This is a genomic window from Corallococcus sp. M7 (assembly GCF_054512695.1).
The window spans coordinates 5,833,297-5,855,209 of record NZ_CM137252.1 but is presented as its reverse complement, the minus strand read 5'-3'; the positions used below and the strand labels follow the sequence as shown (position 1 = coordinate 5,855,209).

Genomic DNA, 21,913 nt, shown 5'->3' with positions numbered 1-21,913 from the left:
AGCCCCCCTGGTAGGCAGGCTGGCCAGAACTACAGTCAGGGAGGAAGCGTCCGCCTAGAAACGCGCACGCGACGCCTCGACGTGCTAGAGAGTGAGGACGGGCGCGGCCTCTCCCCCTGAGCAGCGCACGTTGACCTTCATGGCGGACAGACCTCGCATCGTCGGGATTGACCTGGGCACCACCAACACCCTGGTGGCGTCCGTGCGCAACCGCATCCCGAAGATCGTCCCCACGGACCGCGGCAACCTCATCCTGCCCTCCGTGGTCGCGCTTTCCGCCAAGAACGACCTGTTGGTCGGCGGCGTCGCCAAGGATCAGATGGTGACCAACCCCAAGAACACGCTCTGGGGCACCAAGCGCCTGATCGGCCGCAAGTACCATTCGAAGGCGGTGGAGGACCTCAAGGGGTACTTCCCCTACGACATCGTCGAGGACGCCAACGGGGACACCGCCGTCACCATGGGCGGCAAGCTCTACACGCTGCCGCAGGTCTCCAGCTTCGTGCTGTCGCAGCTGAAGACCATCGCGGAGCAGTTCCTGGGCGGCCCCATCGACGCGGCCGTCATCTCCGTCCCGGCCTACTACAACGACAACCAGCGCAACGCGGTGAAGGAGGCCGGGCGGCTGGCCGGCTTCGACGTCAAGCGCATCGTCAACGAGCCCACCGCCGCGGCGCTGGCCTACGGCTTCAACCGGGGCCTGGATCAGAAGGTCCTCGTCTATGACCTGGGCGGCGGCACCTTCGACGTCAGCGTGCTGCACCTGGCCGGCAACGTCTTCGAGGTGCTGGCCACGGGCGGCGACTCGTTCCTGGGCGGCGCGGACTTCGACAACCGCATCATGGAGTACGTGCTGGAGCGCTTCCGCGACGAGACCAAGGTCGACCTGACCGAGAGCCCCATCGCCCTCCAGCGCATCAAGAACGCCGCCGAGGCCGCGAAGATCGACCTGACGCTCATCCCGAACGTCGTCATCGACCTGCCCTACATCGAGGAGCGCAAGGGCAAGCCGCTGGACCTGCGCATCCCGCTGACCCGCGACTACCTCAACAACCTCACCGGCGACCTGGTGGACCGCACCTTCGACATCTGCGACCGCGTGCTCGCGGAGAAGGGCATCAGCCGCTCGGAGATCGACGAGATCATCCTGGTGGGCGGCCAGAGCCGCATGCCTCTGGTGCAGCAGAAGATCCAGGCCCACTTCGGCAAGGCCCCGCGCAAGGGCGTGCACCCGGATGAGTGCGTGGCCCTGGGCGCCGCGCTGCTGGGCGACTCGCTGGGCAGCATCGACGCGGTGACGCTGCTGGACGCGCTGTCCATGCCCATCGGCTACGCGATGCCCAACGGCCGCGTGAAGCGCATCATCGAGAAGAACTCGCTCATCCCGATGGTGAAGAGCTTCCGCCTGCCGCCGCCGCAGCAGCCGGGCGCGCAGTTCATCGAGTTGGACATCTACCAGGGCGACAGCGACCTGATGGTGGACAACGAGTACCTGGGCACCGTTCGCGTGCCGGCCGCCGCCGCGGGCCGGAAGATCGACTTCCGCCTCACCGAGGAGTGTCTCCTCCAGGTGCAGGTGGAGGACGCGAGCGGCATGTCGCGCAAGGTGGATCTGGCCACCCGCGACACGCCCGAGCAGTTGAAGAAGGCCCTGCAGGAAGTCGCCTCGCGCAACACGCAGGCTGCTCCGTCGAGCAGCAGCGGGCCGAGCGACGACCGTGGCCTCTTCTCCAGCATCAAGAGCATCTTCCGTAGGGGGTAGGGAGGCGCGATGCCGAAGTTTCCGTCGAAGGAATGGCTGGACGAAGCCGTCCGGCTCACCAATGCAGACCCGGAGTGCGCCATCGCCGGCAAGGGCTGGAAGGGCGACTTCGGGGCCATCATCGACGCGGAGAAGGGCAAGCTGGACAAGCCCTTCGTCATCCACGTGGAGCCCGGGGACTGCGACATCAAGCGGGCCCGCGTGCTGTCGGATCCGGACGACCTGGACGAGCTGGAGCCGGTGTACCTGGCCCGCGCGCCGTACTCCGTCTGGAAGCAGCTCCTGCTGGGCACGCTGGACCCGGTGGAGGCGGTGCTCAAGCGCCGCATCTCCATGCGCGGGGACCTGCAGCCGCTCATCGAACGCATGCGCTACAAGGGCATCGCCGACCGCGTCTTCGCCGCGCTGAAGACCGAGTTCCCCGACGGCCCCTGAGGGGCCAGAGGACCGCGACCATGGGCATCCGGGACGACTTGAAGAAGCAGGCGCTGGGGCTGTCCAGCATGGCCATGGAGAAGCTCATGGCTGACGAGAAGCGCGCCATGGCCGTGGCCCAGGCCATTGGCCGGGTCCAGCGCGGCAAGCAGGCCCTGGATCGCGGACAGGAAGAGGTCATGAAGGCCCTGCACTTCGCGCCGAAGGGGGACTTCAAGGCCGTGGGGAAGCAGCTCTCGGGCCTCAAGCGCCGCCTGCGCGAGCTGGACGAGAAGCTCGAAGAACTCGCGGAAGAATCCTCGTAGAAAATGCGTTGACACCCACGGCGGCGAATGGCATTTACCGCCGCGTTCGTTGCGCAGCGGTCGCGCGGCGGGCGGCACAGACAGCAGGGCGCGTAGCTCAGCGGTAGAGCACTGCCTTCACACGGCAGGGGTCGCAGGTTCGAAACCTGCCGCGCCCACTCAAAGCAAGGCCGTGAGTCCTCAGGGGCTCACGGCCTTTCGCTTTTCCACCTCCTGACAGTCGCTGGACGCCGGGCGGATGCGCCCGTTGGCTGCCGCACGCGGCCAAGCCGCAGTGTCGGGTTCCGGCGCAATCGGCGGGGGCGGGGCGTGGCCGGCGATCCGCGGACTGTGCGACCTTCACGGCCGTGCCCAGGACATTGCGATTCACGTGGGATCAGCAGGGACGGGCGGTCGTGAGTGGCCTGCCGCCCGACGACGTGCTGGCGGACTACCTTGCCCAGGAGCTGCGGCCGGACGCGAACCGGGCGCAGGGGGTGCTGAACGTGCTGGCGTCACTGCGGCAGGGACGGCGCGAGCGCTGGGACGTCACCGGGGAGACCTGGAGCCTGGAGCTCAGTCGGGCCCGGGCCTCCATCCACAGCGAGGTGGCCATCCCCGGCCGCTCCCAGGACCTGCCCCTGGAGGAGTTCGAGGACGCCATCCGCTCCTGGCTGGAGTTCATGGAGCTGTCGCGAGGGCATTGAAAAAAGAGGCCCGAGCCCCCATGCACTTCGAGGGCCCGGGCCCGGAGCCCCACACCCCATGGGACCCACAGCCGGAAAGTCTGGATGGACGGCGTCAGCTCTTCGCTGGCGCCGGCGAGTCGTTCGTCGCGCGGGGTGACGCGTCAGGTGTGTGCGGCGGCGTGTTCTTCGCCTTCACCAGCGAGGCCACGATGCTGGCGCCCAGCACCAGCGCGATGACGCTCAGGGAGACGGCCGGGGACAGGTGCACCACGTCCACCAGCGCCATCTTCGCGCCCACGAAGACGAGCACGCCGGACAGGCCGACCTTCAGGTAGGTGAACTTCTCCATCGCGCCGGCCATCAGGAAGAACAGCGAGCGCAGGCCCAGGATGGCGAAGATGTTCGACGTGAAGACGATGAACGGGTCGCGCGTCACCGCGAAGATGGCGGGGATGGAGTCCAGCGCGAAGAGCACGTCGGACGCCTCCACCAGCATCAGCGCCATGAGCAGCGGCGTCGCCAGCTTGCGGCCGTTCTCCACCGTGAGGAAGTGCTGCCCGTCGAAGTGCGGCGTGGAGGGAATCACACGGCGGGCGGTGCGCATCAGCCAGCCGTCCTCCGGGTGCTCTTCATGGTTGCGCTGGATGAAGAGCTTCACGCCCGTGATGATCAGGAACGCGCCGAAGACGTAGATGAGCCAGTGGAAGCGCTCCAGCATCGCCACGCCCGCGAAGATCATCGCCGCGCGCAGCACCAGCGCGCTCAGGATGCCCCAGAAGAGGACCCGGTGCTGGTAGAGGGCCGGGACCTTCATCGTGGAGAAGATGACGACGAAGACGAAGATGTTGTCGACGGAGAGCGACTTCTCGATGAGGTAGCCGGTGAGGAACTCCATGCCCGGCCCGGCGCCGTAGCGCCACCACAGGAAGGCGTTGAAGGCCAGCGACAGGCTCACCCACACCGCGCTCCAGGCACCGGCCTCCTTGAAGCTGACGGTGTGCGCCTTGCGGTGGAACACACCCAGGTCCAGCGCGAGCATCGCGATGACAAATGCGATGAAGCCGCCCCACATGACGGGGCTGCCGATGGTTTGGAATGATTCCAAGGCGATCACCTGGGGGAGGCACGGGGAGCCAACCCCTCTCAAATAGGAGCGCCGCGTATCTTCGGCAAATAGAGAATCCAGGCGCGATACTTCGGGAAAACGGAAGTATCTCCGGAGCAGGCATCCCGCCGGGGGCTCTTGAGGCCCTTGTCGCCAGGGGAAGTGTTCACCCGTGCCACGGTTTTCAATGACCCCGGCTGGAGAACGCTTTCACCGGGCCATTGAGACCAGCCGAGCGCTCGAACCTCCCGTGGCACGTGAGCCCGGAGGCACGGTGCGTGGGTGACGAGGCCGCCGGCGAAGGCGTCGCGGCCGCTGCCCGTCTCGAGGCCCCGTGCACGGAAACCCCCTGCCCGATGCGGAACCGATTTGTCTTCACGACCAGCGCGCTGCTGGTGGCACTCCATGCCTTCGGCTGTGGCGCGAGCCCCGAAGGCGACACGACGACCCCGACCGGCGAGGTGAGCACCCCCGCGCCCAGCCCTGCTCCTGGCATCCCCGCCACGCCCACGCCGGCCCCCGAGCCGGAGGGCACGCCCGAGCCCGTCCCCTCGGAGACGGAGGCCCCGCAGGACCCCACGGCGCCCGCGCCCACCGCTCCGCCGGAGGACACGCCGGCCCCCGCGCCCTCGGGCGTGGATGGCTTCGGCGTGACGATGCTGTACCCCTCGCTGCCGGGCGGTGAGTCCTGGTCGCTCGCGGAGAACGCCACCGCGGACAAGCGCTTCGATCCGCAGGGCACCATCACTCGCAACGCGGACGGCTCCTGGAAGATGAAGAGCACGAAGGTGCGCATGAGCGCCTTCCCGTCCTCCGGCTACGACGCGAAGCAGATCCCCACGTACGACCGCGACGTGCTGGCGAGCCGCGGCTACATGCAGGCGGCCAACGACTGGAAGAACATCGAGATGACCGGCTTCATGAAGGTCAACGCGGTGAACAACACCCAGGACAACTTCGCCTGGTACGCGCGCGGCGGGAAGCACAACGACAACAACTCCGGCTGCGAGGGCAGCAGCTACAAGGGCGGCCTGCACTACGACGGCCGCGTGCGCTGGGAGAAGGAGACGTGGCACGTCTCGTACGACCAGGCGCCGTACAAGCCGGCCACCTCCGCGCTGAAGGGCCGCTGGGTGGGCTTCAAGGCCGTCATGCACAACGTGCCGGGTGCGAAGGGCGGCGAGGCCGTGAAGCTGGAGCTGTACCTCAACGACAACGCCGACAAGGTCACCTGGACCAAGGTCTACGACATGACCGACGACGGCGGCTGGGGCGGGGATGCCCAGCACTGCGGCGGCTCCGTGGGCGCCATGCCCATTACGTGGGGCGGCCCCATCGCCACGTTCCGCTGGGACAACGCCACGGACGTGGACTTCAAGTGGCTGAGCGTCCGGGAAATCCAGCCCTGACACGCGGTAGCATGGCCCGTTGAGCGGGCAGCGGAAGGACTCCTTTCCGCTGCCCCGGAGGCCATGCCCATGCCGTGCGCCGACCACGAAGCGACCACCAAGAGCTGTGTCTCCTGCTTCGCCGCGGACCTGCTGGCTTTGGACCTGGGGGACTCCGGTGGCAAGGGCAAGGCGTCGATGCCCAAGGGGCTCGACAAGAAGGTCAACGCCCTGGTGACCCGCTACAAGAGCGACCTGGAGCTCGACTCGGCGGACGAGGACTACTGCCGGTCCCTCATCGCGAGCCTCAACGTCCAGTTGTTCGAGCTGGGCCTCCGCTTCGGCGCCCAGGTGGATCCGCGGGCCATCCAGCCCGTCCATCGCGACGGCTACCGCGAGCGTCTGCGGCGGATGGGCACGTGGGTGGGCATCACCGAGTTCGAGGCGCTCGCGGCCCTGTTCCACGTGCGCTTCTACATCGCGATCCCCGTCCGGGGCGGGAACTCCCGCCGCTACGAGGTCGGCGCGGGCGAGCCCGGCTTCATCCCGACCCCCGCGTTGATCTGGTCCGGGAACCACTACGAGGTCGGCACGCTCACCTCGGCGGGGGACGGGACCTTCACCGTCTCCAACGTCCTCCAGACCAATCCGTTGGGAGACTGCGGCCTCGAGTCCTTCCTCCTGCTGCTCTACCGCACGACCCACGTCGGCAAGCGCCACTTCGACGGGATCGACATCGAAGCCAGGTTCGCGATGGACCACTTCAGGCGGGTCGCCAAGCAGACCCCTCCGGGCCAGGTCCTGCCCTCCGGCAACCAGGACTACTACCTGGCCATCTCCTACCTGCGTCAGGTGCTGGCGCGGCGGATGACGAACGCCGAGGTGGACGACGCCCTCGTCGCCGAGGCGGAGGAGCTCTCGGTCGTCTCCCTCGGCGGCGAGGAGAAGCCGGTGGGCGGGCTCACCTGGGCCGCGTACCTCAAGGACTTCAAGAAGCGCTTCACCCTGGCGGAGGCGCTGCTCTCCACGGGCTCCGCGGGGAAGCGCAGCTGCGTGGCGAACATCAGCTCCGCGGCCAACTGGCTGACCGCCGTGGATGGCGTCTCACGCCAGGCCATCACCACCTGGGATGCCATGAGGACCCGCGGGCTCACGGACTACAACGCCCGCAGGCCCCCGTTCCCGGTGCACACCGCCTTGATGCACACGGGCGTCATGGTGGCGAGCGTCACGGACAAGTCGAAGAAGGTGTCCGTGTTCATCTGCGCCGCGTCCAACTACCACGAGTCGCGCGTGGCGGCGGAGAACCCCTGGATCTACACCGGCAACATCGCCGGCAAGCCGGAGAACGGCAAGGGCGACGACATGCACACGGAGCGCTTCTGCCTGGTGCAGCTCTTCGACTGGATCGAGACGAACAAGATCGAACCCGCGGGGATCGAGATCGTCTGGTTCCTGGAGAAGATCATGTGCGACGCGTGCCAGACGGTGCTCCAGCGCTTCACCGCCTACTGGTCCAGCCAGGGCGTGAAGGTGAACAGCGAGACCGACGCGAAGTTCACCAAGGTCGCCGCGAAGGCCGCCAAGCTGCTGAGCTGAGCCTTTCGATTTGAAGCAGACAGGGGAGGGGGGCCTTGAAGGGCCTCCCTCCTTTTTTGTGTTCGCGGCCTGACGCGGCGTCCGTGGGCTTTCCGACAGGAGGGGCGCGCCGGGGTGCCGCTGGAAAGAGACGCCCTAGCTTCGCAGCCTAGTCGACGCCGGGGCCATGGGCCGCCCGCGCACATCCACTTGAGGGCGCGGTCGTCCCGGCCGGGCCCTCCACACGAGGGACGACGTTCATGCGGATCACCTTCCTGGGTCATGCGGGCTTCGCGGTGGAGACCGCCGGAGCGCTCGTCGTCATGGATCCGTGGCTGACGCCCCAGGGAGCCTTCGACTCCGCGTGGATGCAGTTGCCGCGCAACCACCAGCTGGCGCCGCGCGTGAAGGAGCTGCTGGAGACGCCGGGCAAGGAGCGCTTCCTCTACATCAGCCACGAGCACAAAGATCACTTCGACCCGGAGTTCCTGGCCACCATCGCGAAGCGGGACTTCACGGTGCTGGTGCCCAAGTTCCGCCGCTCGGAGCTGCGGGACATCTTCGAGAAGTACGGCTGCAAGCGCGTCATCGCGTGCGAGGACTCGCGCGAGATCCCCATCAAGGGCGGCTACATCAAGCTCTTCGTGTCCGAGCAGGGCACCAACCGCGACTCCAGCGTGATGGTGCGCGGTGACGGGCAGTGCTTCCTCAACATCAACGACTGCAAGATGCACGACCGCCTGGTGCGCGTCATCGCGGAGGAGGGGCCCATCGACGTCTTCTCCGCCCAGTTCTCCGGCGCCATCTGGCACCCCACCTGCTACGAGTACCCGGAGGCGCAGTACTCGGCCATCAGCCTGAAGAAGCGCGACAGCAAGTTCGAGGCGGTGGCGCGCGCGTTGGAAGTGGTGCAGCCCCGCGCGTACATCGCGGCGGCGGGCCCGGCGGCCTTCCTGGATCCGGAGCTCTTCCACCTGAACTTCCAGGACGTGAACATCTTCCCGCGCGCGCCGGTGCTCTTCTCCTACCTGGAGAAGCGCATGCCCACGCTGCCCACGCGCTACCTGGAGCCCATGCCCGGGGACGTGCTGGACGCGGGCTCGCTGGAGTTCGTGTCCCAGGTGCCGGAGCGCGTGACGACGGAGAACTTCAAGGAGTACCTCCACACGTACGCGAAGGACATGGCCTACGTCTTCCGCGAGCGCCGCCGCAACCTGATGCGCGAGGAGGTGGATGAGATCCACGGCCGCCTGCGCACGGAGCTTCAGCGCAAGCTGGACCTGTTGGATCTGCACGACCGCGTGGGCATGCCGTTCTACGTGGAGCTGACGGAGGCCCCCACGCGGCTGCTGCGCGTGGACTTCAAGGCCCGCCGCGTGGATGAAGTGACGGAGATGCGCGACAAGAGCCGCTACGCGATGAAGGTGAGCGCGAGCGACATCGTGCGCGTGCTGGACCGGAAGCTGAACTGGGAGGACTTCCTGCTGTCCTTCCGCCTGCGCCTGTCCCGCAACCCGGACGTCTACGAGCCCGTGCTGCACGGCTTCCTGGGCGTGGAGGTGGAGGACATCCGCGAGTTCTGCGACGGCATCCGCGCCACGGAGGCGCAGAAGGAGCGCACCGTGGTGGAGGCCGGCGGCAAGCGCTTCACCATCCAGCGCTTCTGCCCGCATCAGGGCGCGGACCTGGCGGAAGGGTGGGTGGAGGAGGGCCGCTACGTGGTCTGCCCGCGCCACCGCTGGCAGTTCGACCTGCAGAACGGCGGCGCGTGCAAGACGAACAACTCCACCCTCTGCGCGGAGCCTGTCGCGGACAAGCCGGAGCGGGTGGAGCGCGTCGGCGACAAGGCCCCGGCGGAGAAGGTCCCCGCCGTGGACAAGGCGCCCGTCGAACCGCCGCGCGTCTGAGGCGTCTTCAGCTGCCCCGGTAGGTGGAGAAGCCGAAGGGGCTCAGGAGCAGCGGGACGTGGTAGTGCTCGTCGGTCGCGGTGACTTCGAACACGACCTGCACGTACGGGTAGAAGCCCCGCTGCCCCCGGGCCTGGAACCAGGCCCCGGTGTCGAAGGTGAGGCGGTACACGCCGGGCTCGAGCTTCGTGTTCCCGCCCGACAGGTCCTTCACCCGTCCATCCACATTGGTGACGCCCCGGGCGATCTCCAGGAAGAGGTCGCCCGTCGTCCGGGCCTCCAGCGTGAGGGAGAGCCCCTCCGCGGGACGGCCCGTGCTCGTGTCCAGGACATGCGTGCTGAGGGTGCTCATGACGCGAGGAGCTTCTCCAGTCGGATGCGGGTGATCTTCGCCTGCTCCCCGGCCGCGATTCGCAGCTCTTCTTCCGGGGTGTGGTGCATGCGGTCCTGGAGCAGCTCCAGCATCTGCGCCGCGCTCTTGCCCGTGGCGCAGACCAGGAAGATGAAGCCGTAGCGGGACTCGTAGTCGCGGTTGCCCTGGGCCAGCGCCTGCAACACGCCTTCGTCAGCGCCGGCCACGCCCTTCTGCTCCTGCGAGGACCACTGGGCGGTGGAGGCGAACTTCTCCCGCAGCTTCGACACGTCGCCGATGCGCGGGTGGTGCGTGAAGGCCTCCTTCCAGTCCTCCGGCCCCGTGCGCGCCCAGGCGTCCACGGCCTCCGCGTACAGGTGCTCCGCGTCGCGGAACGGGCGGACCGCCAGCATCCGCTGGACCCACTTGGTGCTGCCGCAGCAACGGGTGAAGGCCTCGGTGGCCTCCTCCGTCGTGGCGGTGTTCAGGCGCTCCAGCGGCGTCGTCACGCCGGCTCTCCGAAGAGGCGCAGCCGGCTGACGCCGCCGTCCGGGTAGATGTTGAGGCGCACGTGGGTGATGGGGCCCACGTCCTTCAACTCCTTCTCGAAGACGTGGCAGTGGTCCGCCTGGAGCTTCGACTGGGGCAGCAGCTCCTTCCACTGGAGGTGCGTCGCGTTGGCGAAGTCCAGCAGCGGCTCCTCCAGGTGGATGCCCTCCAGCGAGCAGCGGTCCGGGAAGTTGCCCTTGAAGAAGTGGGTGTCCACCTCCGCGCGGCGCAGCGTGCCCGCCGTGGCCAGCTTCACGACGATCCAGTCGAAGCCCGGCACGCGCTTGCGGCGCGTCTCCCAGCCCTCGCCCATGTTCGCCGCGCGGCCCGGGAAGATGAGGTTGTCCTTCGTGCCGAAGAACTGATCGTTGCACGTGACGACGGAGCCGCCGTTGGCCGCCGCCGCCAGGTCCACCAGCCCGGCCTTCTTGAGCGCGTGCCAGTCCGGCAGCACCTGCCCGTGCACGCGCAGGCGCGCGACGCCGCCGTCCGGGTAGATGTTGAGGCGCACGTGCGTGAAGCGCCGCTCGTTCGCCACGGCGAAGAGGTTGCGCGAACCGCCGCGCAGGCGCTGCTTGGGGACCAGCTCCGTCCAGCGCGACACGTCCTCCGCCAGCGACTCCGGCGACGGGTCTCCGTCCACCTCGCACGCGTCCAGGGAGGCGTACTCGGGGAAGTTGCCGAGGAAGTGGTTGGTGTCCACGTCGATGCCGTGGATGGCGCCGGGCAGGCCCAGCTTCACGATGCACCAGTCGTAGCCGGGCACGCGCTTGCGGCGCGTCTCCCAGCCGTCCATCCACTTGCCGCGCTCCGTGTACTTGTCCGCGATGAAGACGCCGCGCCCGGGCTCCAGCATCGCTTCCTTGGGCGCGAAGAACTCGTCGTTGGCCAGCAGGGCCTTGCCGCCCACCTTGCGTGCGGCGAGATCAATCAGGTCAGCGAAGGCGACGTGCATCGCCCCGGGTGCTTCGGCTTGCATCGGTATTCCTCTCCCGGACCGCCGGGGCTCATCCGCGCGGCAGCCACTGGCCGATGCGCGGGCCCGTCAGTCCCTCGGTGGCGTCGAAGATACGCTGACCGCGCAGGTATGTCCTCATCACCCGGCCTTCCAGCTCGCGACCCGCGTAGGGCGTCAGCCGGTGCCGGTGGCGGATGTCCTCGGGCGCCACCTTGAAGCGCGCCTCCGGGGCGAAGACGACGAAGTCCGCGTCCAGCCCCGGCCGGATGGCTCCTTTGCGTCCCGACAAGCCGGCCAGCTTCGCGGTGCGGTGCGCCATGCGGTCCACCAGCGCGTCCAGACTCATGCCGTGGGCGCGCATGCCCGTCCACACCGCGGACACGCTGAGCTGCAACCCGGCGATGCCGCCCCACGCGCCGGAGAAGTCACCGGCCTCCAGCTTCTTGAGCGCGGGCGTGCAGGGCGAGTGGTCCGACACCACCAGGTCGATGAGGCCGCTCTTCACCGCGTCCCACAGCCGCTCGCGGTTGGCCGCCTCGCGGATGGGCGGGGCGCACTTGAAGTGGGTGGCACCGGCCTCAATCTCCTCCGCGGTGAAGGTGAGGTAGTGCGGGCACGTCTCCACCGTGAAGGGCAGCCCCTCCGCCTTGGCCTTCGCGATGTCGTCCAGCGCGTCCGCCGCGGACAGGTGGACGATGTGCACGGGGTCCCGGTGCTTGCGGCACAGGTCGATCATCATCCGGATGGCGTCCACCTCCCACGCTGCCGGGCGGGACGCGAGGTAGCTGGCGTACGCGCGCACGTCGCCCGCGAAGGGCGGCTCGTGGTCCGTCAGCTCCGCGTGGACCAGCAGCGGCACGCCGGCCTTCGCGAGGATGGGCATTGCCGCGTCCAGCACCTCGCGTGTGGCGGCGGGGAACTCATCCACGCCCGAGTGCACGAGGAAGCACTTGAAGCCCGGCGCGCCCGCGTCGACCATCGACTGGAGCTCGTTCGCGTTGCCGGGGATGACGCCACCCCACAGGCCGTAGTCGATGGCGCACTGGCCGGAGGCGGCCTCCGCCTTGGTGCGCAGCGCGGCCAGGGACGTGGTGGCGGGGATGGAGTTGAGCGGCATGTCCACCACGGTGGTGATGCCGCCCGCGGCAGCAGCCGCCGTCGCCGTGGCGAAGCCCTCCCAGTCCGTGCGGCCGGGCTCGTTGATGTGCGCGTGGCTGTCCACGATGCCGGGCAACAGCGCGTCCCGGCCCAGGTCCACCACCTGCGCGTCCTTCGGCACGTCCACGTTCGCGTGGATGCCCTCGATGCGCCCGTCGCGCACCACCACCGCCGCCGCGCGCGTGCCTTCGGGGGTCACCACGCGCTCGCTGCGAAACACCGTCACGCCAGAAGCACTCACGTCTCGAACTCCGTCGTCGCGTAATCCGCGAGCGCGCGGAAGTGGCGCTCGCTGTCATCCAGGTAGAGCTGTTTGGTGATGCCGCCCACCAGCCGGGGCAGGCTGTACTTCATGCCGGAGATGCTGGCGCCGCCGAAGCCCAGGGAGAGCAGGCACCCGAAGGTGTAGTTGAACACGCCGCCCAGCCACGGCGCGGTGCCGGGCTGCTTCTCCTGGAACTCGAAGGAGGGGCCCAGGTACGGGTGGCGCAGCAGGTCCGCGTGCCGTTCGTTCTCCGGCGGCGTGAAGCGGTCCTTCCACAGCGCGATGTGCGGGTGCAGCTCCGCCAGCTCCGGCCGCAGCGACAGGTCCGTGGTGAAGCCGGACGCGATGATGAGGAAGTCGAACGCATGCGTCGCGTGCGGCGTGCGCACCACGGCCATGCCGTCCTGCGCCTTCACCTCCACCCAGGGGCTCTCCGCGTGCAGGTGGAAGTGCGGGTGGCGGCGGGCACGCTCGAAGGTGTCGCGCGGGGGCAGTTGGCCCATGTCGATGATCTGCCGGATGAAGCGCCAGCGCTGCGCGTCCGGCAGGTCGCCGTGGTGGCGCAGGAAGCCCGCGAACTCCGCCCAGCGGTAGGGGTTCACGTTGGGCAGCTTCTTGCGGCGGTAGAACAGGTCCACCTGGCCCGCGCCCGTCTCCAGCGCCACGGAGGCGTTGTCGAACGCGGAGGCGCCCGCGCCCAGCACACCAATGCGCTTGCCCTTCAGCGCGGCGAAGTCGATGGGATCATGGGTGTGCGCCCACAGCGCGCGCGGCAGCGGCTGCACCTCCGGCGGCGCATCCCAGCGGCCGGAGCCGTCGATGCCGGTGGCCAGCACCACCTTGCGCGCGAGGAGGAACTCCGTCTCTCCGTTGTGCGCGGCGGGGACCTCGAAGCAGTCCAGGTCCTTGCGCCAGTGCAGCGCGCCCGCCTTGGTGCCGCACCTCACCGGGATGCCCAGCACGCGCCGGTACCAGAGGAGGTAGTCCGCCCACAGCTCCTTCGGGATGAGGGCCACCTGCTGGAAGCCCTCCGCGCCGTGCTGCGCCTCGTACCAGGCGCGGAAGGAGAGGTTGGGGATGTTGTAGTCCGGACCCGTGAGGTACTTGGGCGTACGCAGGGTGATCATCCGCGCGAACGTCTTCCAGGGCCCGTGGAAGCCGTCCTTCCCGTCGTCCAGGACCATCACGTTCGTCACGCGCTCGCGCATCAGCCCGAACGCGGCGCCCAGCCCGCTCTGGCCTCCGCCGATGATGAGCACGTCCAGGATGGGACGTCCGTCAGGCGTGGAACGCGGCGGCACCCAGCCGCGGGCGGGGTACGACAGGATGTCCAGGTCGCGGCGGAGGGCGTCTTCCAACGCCTCCAGGCCCTGCGGTGGACGATACGTCGAAGCCAGCGGGTCGCGGTCGGGCATCGTGCCTCAAGCAACCCACGCCCGGATCTTCCATGCAAGGGGGGCCCCCCAGGCATTCACTCCGACGTGCCGGTTCCGGACGGGCGCCTCAGAGGTGCGAGGTGGGACCGGCCGCCTGGGGCACGAGCAGCTCGAAGCGCACGCGTGCGTTGTCCGTGCGCATCCCGGCGGGGCCTTCCAGCCGGAGCGCGTCCGCGGGCAGCAATCCCTCCCAGACGCGCACGCCGTCCGCGTAGACGGTCAGCACGTTCGCGTCGATGCGGGCGCGCAGCACGTGGGACTCACCGGGGGACAGCCTGTCCAACGGCTCCATGAAGCGCGGTCGCACCGTGGTGTAGCCCGCGTTGCCGCACTCGCCGCTCTCGTGGTCGTCCGGGTTGGACTTGAACTGGACCACGATGCCCGCAGAGGGCGCGATGCGCCACATGGCGTAGAGGAGGTTGCAGCCGTCGCGGGCGCGCAGCTTGAGGCCCACCTGTTCTCGATGCTGGCCGGATGCGAGTGGAATCACCTCGCGGGTGGCGCCCAGCCAGGTGAAGCGAAGCTCCGCCTCGTCCCCCGTCGTCTCCGGAACGACGGCGCGCTGGCGTGGCCCCTCGATGGCGAACTGTGTTCCGTCCTCCTCCTGGAGGCTTTCGACCTGGCCTTCGGTGACGTGCAGTTGCCGCCGCGTGACGGGGGCCATGCCGTTCTTCGTCGCCGGCGGATCCGTGCGCGACGCGCGCGTGTTGGAGGACACGGGGGATTCCATGGGCTTCCTCGCGCTGTTGCAGGCGCCGTGGCTCAGGAGCAGGCCGCCCGCCCAGAGCGTCAAGACGCCCGACGTCCCGAGCGCCACCCACCGCCGTTGTCGCGCGTCGCTCATGGGCCTGTTCCCCCCAGGAGCGTGCGGAGGGTCTCCAGGTGCGCGCCCAGGTACGCCTGCTCCGCCTGGAGCCGCGCCAGCTCCAGCAACAGGTAGTCCCGGAAGCGGCGCACCTGCCGCGTCTGCAACTGCTCCACCTCGCGCAGCTGGCCTTGCAGGTCCGACACCAGCGCGGACACCTCGCCCAGCCGCTGCTGTTCGCTCTTCTCGGTGATGCGCAGCTCGCCCAGGAGCTGGCGCACCCGCCGGGGCGCTCCGTCCACCGCGTCGCGCGACTCCAGGCGGCGGCCTTCGCGGGCCTGGGCGTTGGCCCGGCCCTGCCACAGCTGGCCCAGGTTGTAGCCCAGCGTGAGCTGGCCGAAGAGGGGCGTGGACTGGTCCACGTCGAAGACCTCGTCGTAGCCGCCGCGCACGCTCAGGCGCCAGGCGCCCGCCGTGCGCAGGCCTCCGGACAGGACCTCGACCTGATCATCCGCGGCCTCGAAGGCGCTGAGCAGCGTGTCCAAGGTCTGCCCTTCCGGGAGCGCGGGTTCCAGCGCCAGCCGCTCGCGGGCCTGGGCCGTGTCGCGCGCGAGCGAGCGCAGGTGATCCAACCGCACCTGCACCGCGTTGAGCTCCTCCAGCGTCGCGCCGCCGTCGCGCATGTCGTCGCGCAGTTGGGCCACCAGCTCCTCCGCGCGGGGCAGGGAGGTGGCCAGCGCCCGGGCGCGTGCGTCCAGCGCCGCCGCCTCTCCCAGCCGCGAGCCCTGCTCCACGGCGCTCTGGAGCGCGGCGAGCGCCTGGTAGCGGCGGCACTCGGCCTCCGCGCGCGAGCGCAGCGTGTGGCCCCGGTAGAGGCCCACGAAGTCGTAGCCCAGCCCGGCGGTGACGCGCAGCTTGGGAGAGCCCAGGGGCGTCTCGTCCGAGCCTCCCGTCGCGTCGCCCGCGTTCACCGCGCCCACGCTGCCGAACACCTCCGGCGCCAGCTCCAGCACGGCCTCCGCCTTCGCGGTGCCGCGCACGCGTTCGCAGTAGCCCTTCGCGAGGTCTGCCTGGGCCCGCACCGTCCCTGCTGCTTCCTCCGCCGGCGCCACGCCCGCCCACAACCCGAGCCCCAGCAGGGCTCCCCTCGCCAGCCTCGTCCGCATCCTCCGCTTCCTTTCCGATTCCACGACGGGGCTCACAGCATCAACGGGGGATGGCCCAGGTGAAGCAGCGGCTCGCGCGCGCTCGGCGCATCCCGAAGCTGGAGTTCCACCATCACGCCTCGCAAGTGGTACTGGCGGATGGGGTGCTGCTGGGAGACCTCGCCCTCCAGCACGGGCCCCACCACGCCCACCTCGCGGCACCAGAAGATCTTGAACGCGCAGGTGTAGAGCGGGGTGCCTGCCCGGGCGTTGGGCAGGTTCTCGTAGGGCACGAAGGCCACGGTGAGGTTCTGCTCCAGCGCCTTCAGGTACGGCGAGCTGTGCACCACCTGGAGCAGGTGGTCGAAGCGGCGGATGCGGTCGTCCAGGGCGCGCACGTCCGCCTCCAGGCTCTTGCGCTGCGCGTCCGCGCGGGCCAGCGCCAGCACCGACTGCGTGTACTCGCGCTCCAGCAGCAGCGTGTCCGTCGTCAGCCCTTCCGCGGCGGCGTCGCGGCCCAGGCCGTTCTCCGCGGCGGTGAGGCCTTCACTCTCGCGCCGGAGCGTGTCCAGGCGCATGTCCAGGTCCACCGTCTCCTGCGCCAGGGACAGGTTGCTCTGCGCCATCTGCGCCAGGTGGTGGTTGGTGGTGAGCACGGCCTCGCGCTCCATCAGCTTCGCGCCATAGAGCGCGTTCGTCCGCGTGCGGGCCAGGCCGCTGTACGCGCGGTTGGACTCGGCGATCTCCTCGCCCGTGCGCAGGTACTCCTGGCGCAGCGCGGACAGCCGCTTCGCCAGCCGGTCGCGGGCCTTCTTCTCACCCTGGAGCGCGACGACGAAGCGCTGCTGGAAGGACCGCTCCGCGGCCACGGTCCGCTCGGCCTCCAGGAGCCGGTCCGCCGCCTCGCGCCGCCGGGCCATCAGCCCGTCCCGCTCCGACTCCTGCTGCGCCGCCTGCGCGTTGAGCGCCAGCACGTTGGGGTCGGTGGGCGACAGGATGGTGGGCGCCGCCCAGCTATTGCTCGCCAGGAAGAAGCCCTGCACCGCGAGGAATGACATCAGGCCCAGGAGGATCAGCGCCAGCAGCACCGAGCCCATGAACTTGTAGGCGGACACCGCGATGGAGTTGAGCCGGTTGGCGACCTGCTGATTCATGACGGGGTTCCTTCGCCTGCGGAGTTGGAGGTGAGCTTCGCGGGGGCGGGAACGGGGGAGGGCGCTGGCGCCGTCGTGGGGCTGCCGCGCGTCTCCCAGCTCCCGGAGTCGAGCGTCAGCAGCGCCAGCGGCGTGAAGAGCGCGTACGTCACCGGCATGAGCAGCGCCATGGGCAGGAAGCTCACCGGATGCACGCGCCGGTCCTCTGGCAGGTAGCGCGTCTCCAGCCGGTAGATGAAGCCCAGGAGGCCAATCACCAGGAAGTGGAACGCGAGGATGTCCCAGAACTCGCCGTTGAGCATGTTGTGGACGATGACCACCGGGTACGAGAGCAGCAGCGCCAGTTGCGACACGTAGTGCACGGTGATGACCGGGTGCAGGCGCCACGCGTGCGACAGGCCGCAGATGAGGTCCACCAGGTTCGAGCGCCGCCAGCGCAGTTGCTGGCTGAAGTAGCCCGCGAGCGTGGCGGGCGCGGCGGTGAAGCAGAACGCGTCCAGCGTGTAGACCGTCTCGTAGTCGTGCTTGACGATCTGCCGCGTGAGGAAGCGGTCCTCGCCGTACTTGATGGGGATGCCCGCGATGGCGCGCGACTCCAGGATGGGCTCCAGCTCCAGCAGCACGGAGCGGCGATACGCCGTCAGGCAACCGGACAGGCACATCACCTGGCGGAACGAGCGCTCCAGGTCCTTCAGCCACTTCTGGGCGAAGTGGAACTTGATCTCGATCATCCGCGTCAGCCAGTTCTGGTGACGGTTGCTGACGAAGGTGCGCCCGCCCACCGCGGCGACGTTGGGGTGCACGAAGCGGCGGATGAGCTGGCGCACGGCGCTCTTCTCCACCACCACGTCCGAGTCCACGGAGACGATGATCTCCGCGTCCTCCGCGGCGCGGACGCCCCGGTTGATGCCCTTGCGCTTGCCCATGTTCTCCGGGTTGCGCATCACCCGGACGTTGGGGTGGCCTTCCGCGGCCTTGGTGGCCCACGCGAAGCTGTCGTCGCGCGAGCAGTCATCGACGACGATGATCTCCAGCAGCTCGCTGGGATAGTCCTGATCCAGCAGCGCCTTGACCGTGTGGTAGATGCCCTGGCCTTCGTTGAACAGCGGAATGACGATGGCGACCCGGGGGCGGTAGGTGTCATCCACCCGTTCGAACCGCCGCCCCTTCAGCCGCCGCAGGAAGGGGCCAAGGATGTAGCGGTTCATCAAGACGACGATGAACAGCAAATGGATGGGAAACAGTTCCATCGGTCCCGCGCGCCCCCTCACGCCCCGGAAGGGCCCCGGGTACCTCCCGGAGCCCTTCCTTCCGTCCCCAGACGGCCGCTCCACCCCTGTGAAGCGCACGGAAGGTTGGGGTGCCTCGTACGGTCCGCCAACTGTCCGGGACCGGTGGGCCGCCCGGTGTCAGGGAGCGCGCATCCGCGCGGAGCGGACCGCCTACGTGCCTTCCAGCGTGACGAACACGCGTGTGGTGATCGGCCCGTCCTCGCCCGCGCACTCTTGGACGTAGTCGCCGTCAAAAGACACACCGACCGGGACCTCCGCGGTCTCGCGCCCGCCGGTGCCCTCCGCGATGTGGATCCGGATGGCGCAGGCGAACCGCCCCTCCCGAGGGGGAATGAGCAGCGAACAGGAGCCCGCGTTCAGGGCGAAGGTGGACGTGCCCGTCATCGTCGCGGTCAGGTCGCAGTCGAAGGGAGCAAGGGAGACGCGCAGTCCGTCCCGCGAGCCCGCCTCCGAGGTCAGCTCGAGCGAAGGCCGTGCGGGGAGCAGCGGCTCGAGCACCCGGGCGCTGTGCGCCGTCATCACGACGGGGTGGGTTCCCGTCACGCTGGCGCGCGTGTCCTGGAGTGGCTCGGGGGGCGCTTCGTCCTCCGCTCCGGCGCACGCGGCGCAGACGAGGGATAGGGAGGCGGACGTCAGGGCGAGGAGGCGGCGCATGGGTGAAACCCTTTCGAGAGGGCGCTGGCCTCGGGGCGACGTGCCCGCCCGCGGGATATTCAAACGGGCGCGCTCGTCCGGGGCAGCGCCCGCGCCAGCTCCAGGTCGCGCTTCAGCTCCGCTTCCCTTTCCTGGCGCTGGGCGGGGGAGGGGAAGGCGATGGCCGCCAGCGATTCGGTCGCGGCGGCGGCGATGCGGTCCACGCCGTCGCGGGAGATAACGCCCGCGTGGAACGCGTCCACCGCGGCGCCCACGTACGTGTCGAAGAAGAAGACGTGCTTCGCGCGCCAGGTGTCGCGCTTCGCCTGCGGCGTCGCCACCACGTCGTGGATGAACACGGCGCGCACCGCCTGGGGCAGGGACTCGCGCATGCGGGCGCCGAACTCCACGTCGCCCTGGCCGCTGTCGCCCACGAAGACGAAGCCGTACTCGGGGAAGAGGCGCGCGTACTGTTCGAAGTTCTCGAACTTCTTCTGCGCGATGCGCGTGTTGCCAAGCAGGTAGAAGAAGCTGCCGGAGAGCATCACCGCCAGCGGCACGCCGCGCCGGCTCAGCGAGTCCAGCGTCGCGTTCTCGATGAGGCCCAGCGGATCCTGCGGGCGCGCGCTCACGAAGACGAGGTCGCCCGCGCGGCCCGGGATGATGCCCGGCCCCCGGTCCAGCTCCTGGTAGAACGCGAGCACGCCCGGGTACACCGTCTTCGGCGGGTAGCGCTTGTCCACCCAGTTGGCGAAGAACGTGTCGTCGATGTCGCTCAGGACCTTGTTCTCGCCGCTGGGGAAGGCGTCCGCCTCGCGCTGGAAGTGGGTGAGCAGCTCCGCGCGCAGCGCCACGTCGTCCACGTCGTCGAACACCAGCTTGTGCAGGTCGTGGTACTCGCCGCCCGCCTCCAGCAGGTTCTTGAACCCGGTCAGCTCGCGGCCCTTCAGCCCCAGGAACAGGTCGCGCAGCCGCGCTTCCGCCTGGGCATGCGTGGCGCCCTTCTGGAGCGCGGTGGCCAGCGACGCGCGCACCGGCAGGGACAGCTCCGGCGCGCGGCGCGTGCACAGCAGGTCCAGCAGCTCCGTGTGATGATCCGGGCCCACCAGCCGGTCATCCAGGTCCGACAGCAGGCGCACCAGGTCCACGTTGGACAGGAGGAAGTTCAGCTCCTCGCTGGTGGCGCCCGCCAGCAGGTCCAGGATGCGGCGCTCGTCGTTCCGGTCCGTGTGGCCCGTCATGTCCCGGCGCAGCGCCTGGAGCTTCGTGGTCGCGGTGGTCAGGTCCATGCGTGTCCCTCCCTGGGCGTAAGGGCCGCGAAGCCTACGCGCCCGCCGAGCGGCCGGACCAGCCCCCGTGACAGGCGCGGCGGTTCCTGATTGCCTGCACGACATGACGGTCTCCCCCTCCTCCACGCCCCTCGACCTGCGCCCCGATGAGGTCCACGTGTGGATCGTCGAACCCGAGCGCATCGACGATCCGCGCCTCCTGGAGGCCTACAAGGCCCTGTTGGACCCGAGCGAGCGCGAGCGGCAGCGGCGCTTCCACTTCGAGCGGCACCAGCGGCAGTACCTGGTGTCGCACGCGCTGGTGCGGCTGACCCTGTCGCGCTACGCGCCCGTCGCGCCGGAGGCCTGGCGCTTCGTCCCCAACGAGTACGGCCGTCCCGCCATCGTCGGCCCCGAGGGCCAGTGGCTGCGCTTCAACCTGAGCCACACGGACGGCATGGCCCTGGTCGCGGTGGGCCGCGACGTGGACCTGGGCGCGGACATCGAGGACGCGGAGCGGCCGGGCGAGACGGTGGAGATCGCCGACCACTACTTCGCGAAGACGGAGGTGCAGGCCCTGCGCTCGCTGCCCAAGGAGCGTCAGCGTGAGCGCTTCTTCGAGTACTGGACCCTGAAGGAGGCCTACATCAAGGCGCGCGGCGCGGGCCTGTCCCTGCCGTTGGATCAGTTCGGCTTCGACCTGGTGCCGGGACAGATGCCGCGCATCGCCTTCGACCCGCGGATGAACGACCTGCCGGACGTGTGGCAGTTCATGCAGCACAAGCCGTCCACCCGGCACCAGGCGGCGGTGGCCTTCCGCAGGCCCCGGGGTGGGGCGCTCACGGTGCGCTGGCAGCACACCGTGCCGCTCGCCGGAGACATGGCCCCGGTCATCAAGACGGCCTAACCCTGCGCGGCCGTCATCCAGCGCGTCAGGTCCTCGCGCACGGCGGCCAGCACCGGCGGCCCGTGCGTGCGGATGAAGAAGTGGCCGCCCTCGAAGTGGCGGATGCGCACGTCGGCGGTGGACTCCTCGCGCCAGTGCTCCATCACGTCCAGGTCCACGTGCTTGTCGCCCTTGCCCGCGTACACGGACAGCGGGATGTTCAGCGGGGCCGTGTCCTTGCCGTTCTCCGACCAGGCCAGCGCGAAGTCCGCGCGCAGCGTGGGGAGGATGAGCTCCAGGAGCTCCTTGTGCTGGAGGACCTCCTCCGGCGTGCCGTCGTACTCGCGCAGCTTCGCGATGAAGCCCTTGTCATCCAGCGTGTGGATGGGCTCCCGGTCGTTGTGCGACGGCGGGGGCGCCGCCGCGGCGATGAAGCCCAGCGGCTTCGGGCCACCCTGGCGCTTCAGCCTCCGGGCCACCTCCAGGCCGATGCGCGCCCCCATGCTGTAGCCGAACAGCGCGAAGGGCCGGTCCATCAGCGGCGTCAGCGCCGGCATCAGCACGTCCATCAGCTCCGGCAGGGACTTCATCGCCGGCTCCATCAGGCGCCGCTCGCGCCCGGGCAACTGCACCGCGCACAGCTCCACGCCCGTGGGCAGCGCCATGTTCCAGGGCTGGTAGATGGCCGCGCTCCCACCGGCGAACGGCAGGCAGAACAGGCGCAGGCGCGGCTCCGGAAGCGGCTTGCGGGACGGGAACCAACGGTCTTGGACGGGAGGGGATGCGCTTGCCATGGCGCGGCCGTCTATACCACGCGCCCCCCGCGCGAAAATCCCCTCCCGCACGCCGGGTGGGGGTCCCGGG

At 69.4% G+C, this 21,913-nt stretch carries 21 protein-coding genes and 1 tRNA gene; 9 read left to right on the top strand and 13 right to left on the bottom strand.

Annotation, left to right across the window (positions count from 1 at the left end; translation table 11 throughout):
- Positions 1-139 precede the first annotated feature (139 nt).
- The 5 genes from ACX114_RS23365 (at position 140) to ACX114_RS23345 (ending at position 3,188) form a co-directional block, all read left to right on the top strand.
- Positions 140-1,762, top strand: a complete 1,623-nt coding sequence (locus tag ACX114_RS23365) for an Hsp70 family protein (protein ID WP_459287941.1) — start codon at positions 140-142, stop codon at positions 1,760-1,762.
- Between the two features lie 9 nt (positions 1,763-1,771).
- Positions 1,772-2,197, top strand: a complete 426-nt coding sequence (locus ACX114_RS23360) for an SCP2 sterol-binding domain-containing protein (RefSeq protein WP_206793551.1) — start codon at positions 1,772-1,774, stop codon at positions 2,195-2,197.
- Between the two features lie 20 nt (positions 2,198-2,217).
- Positions 2,218-2,502: a hypothetical protein gene (locus ACX114_RS23355; protein WP_459287939.1), complete on the top strand. Its 285-nt coding sequence runs from the start codon at positions 2,218-2,220 to the stop codon at positions 2,500-2,502.
- An 86-nt stretch (positions 2,503-2,588) separates the two neighbouring features.
- Positions 2,589-2,660, top strand: a tRNA-Val gene (locus ACX114_RS23350).
- 189 nt (positions 2,661-2,849) lie between these two features.
- Positions 2,850-3,188: a YacL family protein gene (locus ACX114_RS23345; RefSeq protein WP_459287937.1), complete on the top strand. Its 339-nt coding sequence runs from the start codon at positions 2,850-2,852 to the stop codon at positions 3,186-3,188.
- Positions 3,189-3,282: 94 nt separating this feature from the next.
- Here ACX114_RS23345 and ACX114_RS23340 read toward each other — a convergent pair whose 3' ends face one another.
- Positions 3,283-4,242 carry a TerC family protein gene (locus ACX114_RS23340; RefSeq protein WP_459300252.1) on the bottom strand — a complete coding sequence of 320 codons (960 nt, stop codon included), beginning with the start codon at positions 4,240-4,242 and terminating at the stop codon, positions 3,283-3,285.
- 389 nt (positions 4,243-4,631) lie between these two features.
- Here ACX114_RS23340 and ACX114_RS23335 point away from each other — a divergent pair, with 389 nt between their 5' ends.
- The 3 genes from ACX114_RS23335 (at position 4,632) to ACX114_RS23325 (ending at position 9,148) form a co-directional block, all read left to right on the top strand.
- Positions 4,632-5,684 carry a carbohydrate-binding protein gene (locus tag ACX114_RS23335; RefSeq protein WP_459287935.1) on the top strand — a complete coding sequence of 351 codons (1,053 nt, stop codon included), beginning with the start codon at positions 4,632-4,634 and terminating at the stop codon, positions 5,682-5,684.
- 69 nt (positions 5,685-5,753) lie between these two features.
- Positions 5,754-7,262, top strand: coding sequence for an OTU domain-containing protein (locus ACX114_RS23330; RefSeq protein ID WP_459287933.1), 1,509 nt, complete (start codon positions 5,754-5,756; stop codon positions 7,260-7,262).
- Between the two features lie 239 nt (positions 7,263-7,501).
- Positions 7,502-9,148, top strand: coding sequence for a Rieske 2Fe-2S domain-containing protein (locus tag ACX114_RS23325; protein ID WP_459287931.1), 1,647 nt, complete (start codon positions 7,502-7,504; stop codon positions 9,146-9,148).
- 7 nt (positions 9,149-9,155) lie between these two features.
- Here the strand turns inward: ACX114_RS23325 and uraH are convergent, their stop codons facing one another.
- From uraH to ACX114_RS23270, 11 genes are all read right to left on the bottom strand, one after another.
- Positions 9,156-9,500, bottom strand: a complete 345-nt coding sequence (gene uraH / locus ACX114_RS23320; protein ID WP_206793569.1) for a hydroxyisourate hydrolase — start codon at positions 9,498-9,500, stop codon at positions 9,156-9,158.
- On the bottom strand, positions 9,497-10,009 hold the full coding sequence (gene uraD, locus ACX114_RS23315; protein ID WP_459287929.1) for a 2-oxo-4-hydroxy-4-carboxy-5-ureidoimidazoline decarboxylase: 513 nt from the start codon (positions 10,007-10,009) through the stop codon (positions 9,497-9,499). Before uraD ends, uraH begins: the two co-directional genes overlap by 4 nt.
- Positions 10,006-11,028 carry an allantoicase gene (gene alc, locus ACX114_RS23310; protein ID WP_459287927.1) on the bottom strand — a complete coding sequence of 341 codons (1,023 nt, stop codon included), beginning with the start codon at positions 11,026-11,028 and terminating at the stop codon, positions 10,006-10,008. The genes uraD and alc overlap by 4 nt, the downstream gene beginning before the upstream one ends.
- A 28-nt stretch (positions 11,029-11,056) precedes the next feature.
- Complete coding sequence (gene allB, locus ACX114_RS23305) at positions 11,057-12,406, bottom strand: allantoinase AllB (RefSeq protein WP_459287925.1); 1,350 nt, start codon at positions 12,404-12,406, stop codon at positions 11,057-11,059.
- Positions 12,403-13,845: an FAD/NAD(P)-binding protein gene (locus ACX114_RS23300; protein WP_459287923.1), complete on the bottom strand. Its 1,443-nt coding sequence runs from the start codon at positions 13,843-13,845 to the stop codon at positions 12,403-12,405. Before ACX114_RS23300 ends, allB begins: the two co-directional genes overlap by 4 nt.
- 88 nt (positions 13,846-13,933) lie before the next feature.
- Positions 13,934-14,710 (bottom strand): hypothetical protein, encoded by a 777-nt coding sequence (locus ACX114_RS23295; RefSeq protein ID WP_459287922.1) that lies wholly within the window; start codon positions 14,708-14,710, stop codon positions 13,934-13,936.
- Positions 14,707-15,837 carry a hypothetical protein gene (locus ACX114_RS23290; RefSeq protein ID WP_459287920.1) on the bottom strand — a complete coding sequence of 377 codons (1,131 nt, stop codon included), beginning with the start codon at positions 15,835-15,837 and terminating at the stop codon, positions 14,707-14,709. The genes ACX114_RS23295 and ACX114_RS23290 overlap by 4 nt, the downstream gene beginning before the upstream one ends.
- Positions 15,838-15,869: 32 nt before the next feature.
- Entirely contained in the window at positions 15,870-16,970 is a 1,101-nt protein-coding gene (locus ACX114_RS23285) for a hypothetical protein (RefSeq protein ID WP_459287918.1), read from the bottom strand.
- Positions 16,967-18,220, bottom strand: coding sequence for a glycosyltransferase family 2 protein (locus ACX114_RS23280; protein WP_459287916.1), 1,254 nt, complete (start codon positions 18,218-18,220; stop codon positions 16,967-16,969). The genes ACX114_RS23285 and ACX114_RS23280 overlap by 4 nt, the downstream gene beginning before the upstream one ends.
- Before the next feature lie 192 nt (positions 18,221-18,412).
- A complete protein-coding gene (locus ACX114_RS23275; protein ID WP_459287914.1) occupies positions 18,413-18,916 on the bottom strand; it encodes a hypothetical protein in 504 nt (167 codons plus the stop codon).
- 59 nt (positions 18,917-18,975) lie between these two features.
- Positions 18,976-20,184: a phosphatase domain-containing protein gene (locus tag ACX114_RS23270; RefSeq protein ID WP_459287912.1), complete on the bottom strand. Its 1,209-nt coding sequence runs from the start codon at positions 20,182-20,184 to the stop codon at positions 18,976-18,978.
- Between the two features lie 103 nt (positions 20,185-20,287).
- Between ACX114_RS23270 and ACX114_RS23265 the strand changes: the two genes are divergently transcribed.
- A complete protein-coding gene (locus ACX114_RS23265) occupies positions 20,288-21,070 on the top strand; it encodes a 4'-phosphopantetheinyl transferase family protein (protein WP_459287910.1) in 783 nt (260 codons plus the stop codon).
- Here the strand turns inward: ACX114_RS23265 and ACX114_RS23260 are convergent.
- Positions 21,067-21,843, bottom strand: a complete 777-nt coding sequence (locus ACX114_RS23260; protein ID WP_459287908.1) for a thioesterase II family protein — start codon at positions 21,841-21,843, stop codon at positions 21,067-21,069. The genes ACX114_RS23265 and ACX114_RS23260 overlap by 4 nt on opposite strands.
- Between the last annotated feature and the right edge of the window lie 70 nt (positions 21,844-21,913).